This window comes from Streptomyces sp. NPDC045701 (assembly GCF_056432045.1).
In genome coordinates, this window is record NZ_JBWKJV010000191.1 from 1 (window position 1) to 1,711 (window position 1,711).

The 1,711-nt window shown below is 68.8% G+C and carries 3 protein-coding genes and 2 pseudogenes; 4 read left to right on the forward strand and 1 reads right to left on the reverse strand.

Annotated features, from left to right (window positions below):
* Positions 1–94 precede the first annotated feature (94 nt).
* Positions 95–609: pseudogene (locus tag AC07DW_RS34350) on the forward strand (transposase); the annotation flags it as partial.
* 168 nt (positions 610–777) lie between these two features.
* On the opposite strand, the gene AC07DW_RS34355 reads toward AC07DW_RS34350, so the two are convergent.
* Positions 778–915, reverse strand: coding sequence for a hypothetical protein (locus tag AC07DW_RS34355; protein ID WP_478861512.1), 138 nt, complete (start codon positions 913–915; stop codon positions 778–780).
* A 148-nt stretch (positions 916–1,063) separates the two neighbouring features.
* Between AC07DW_RS34355 and AC07DW_RS34360 the strand changes: the two genes are divergently transcribed.
* The 3 genes and pseudogenes from AC07DW_RS34360 to AC07DW_RS34370 all read left to right on the forward strand — a co-directional run.
* Positions 1,064–1,291, forward strand: coding sequence for a hypothetical protein (locus tag AC07DW_RS34360; protein WP_478861513.1), 228 nt, complete (start codon positions 1,064–1,066; stop codon positions 1,289–1,291).
* A pseudogene (locus AC07DW_RS34365) lies at positions 1,263–1,427 on the forward strand (IS701 family transposase); the annotation flags it as partial. The gene AC07DW_RS34360 and the pseudogene AC07DW_RS34365, both read left to right, overlap by 29 nt.
* Before the next feature lie 100 nt (positions 1,428–1,527).
* Positions 1,528–1,711, forward strand: a 184-nt coding sequence (locus AC07DW_RS34370; protein WP_478861511.1) for a transposase, incomplete at its 3' end; no start/stop codon positions are given.

Consider the following 1,711-nt stretch of genomic DNA (forward strand, 5'->3'; position numbering starts at 1 on the left):
CGAACCAGCCCGACCACACCTCTACCGCGCGCTCCGTCTCCACGAACGGAACAACGCGTCACGCACCCAACAGACACGCACGGCTGTAGTACCGGGGGTCCAGTGGCGCTATCTCCCGCATGACCTCCCGCAACACGGTCTACGGCTACTTCGCCAAGTGGGCGGACGAGGGCCTTTTCGCCCAGCTCAACGGCCTGCTCAGGCAGCTTCTGCGCGAGAAGGAAGGACGGGACGCGGAGCCGACGGCCTGCGTGATCGCCGCTCAGAGCGTCAAGACATCCACCAGCGTCCCCGCTGTCAGCCAGGGCGTGGCCGCCGGGAAGAAGTGGGACGCAAGCGGAGCATCGTGACCGACACGCTCGGCCTCCTCCTCGCCGTGCTGGTGACCGCGGCGAGCGTGCAGGACTCCGTCGCCGGCACCGCACTGCTCGACCATGTCGCCACCGATCACCCCACCATCCGCAAGGTGGTGGGCCGACGGCGGCTACCGCCAGCACCTCGTCGAGCACGCGGCCACCCCTCGGCATCGACATGGAGATACCCCCCGCAAGCCCAGGACGAGGTTTCACTCCCACCCCGAAGCGTTGGACGGTCGAGCGGACCTACGGCAACTGCCCTGGTCCTTCCTCACGTCCCCGGACCCGTCTCGCTCTCCCAGGCCGAGCGTCACCCTGACTACAGAGAGCTACTTGTCACTTCGCCGTAGCTTCGGGGGGTGCCTCTATGTCCTTCGTCAAGGCACCCCTGCCAGGTTTGGGGTAATCGGTCTTTCTGGGGTCATGCGGCGAGTTCGACGTCCGCCGGCGTGCGGGGTTCGTAGAAGGTGCCGTCCCGGAGCATGGCGAACAGGACGCTGATGCGTTTGGCAGGCGAGGCGGAGGAGGGCTTGGGGACCGTGCGCTGGAGGTCGACCATGCCGAGCCGCTGTGCCAGCGTCCAAGCTCGTCCCAGTGTCCGTTGGGCAAAATCACTTTGCTGTGCCCGAGCTGGGCGCGCCAGGCGCGCAACGCAGCCTGGTACTACAGCCTCAGATCTTGTGACTGTTGATCGGTGATGTCGTTGTTTGGTCATGCTGGTGGATGTGGCGCCGGAGCACGTGGAGGGGTGGGCGGAAGAACTGGCTTCACTCACCGTGGGGCTGGGGCATCTGTTCGTGCGGCCGGAGCCGCGGGAGGTGTTCGCGGATCTGATGGGGGGCCTGCTGCCGGACCGGGGCCGGAAGAACGGCTGGACGGTGGCCGGGCGTGCCGGGCACGCCACCCGTGCACCGGATCCAGAAGCTCCTGGGTGAGGCGTCCTGGGACGCGGTCGCGTTGCTGGCCGGGGTTCAGGACTGCGTCGCCGGCCGCCTGGGCAGTGCTCAGGCCACGCTGGTGCTGGACGGCACTCAGGTGATCAAGAAGGGGACGCGGCCGGCGGGGGTGGCGCACCAGCACTGCGGAACCACCGGGGACGTACGCAACTGCCAGGTCATGGTGATGCTCACCGGCCGGGGCCGGGCACACCTTCTGCGACCGGCGCCTGTACCTGCCCGCGGCCCGGACCGGGGATGCGGAGCGCCGCCGGGACGCCGGGGTGCCCGAGGAGATCACCTTCGCCGCCCAACCCCGGCTGGGCATCGCCATGCTGCGCGGTGCCATCGCACGCGGCCTGCCCTTTTCCTGGGTGGCCGCTGACGCCGGCTACGGCCAAGGACCCCCTCCTGCGCGCC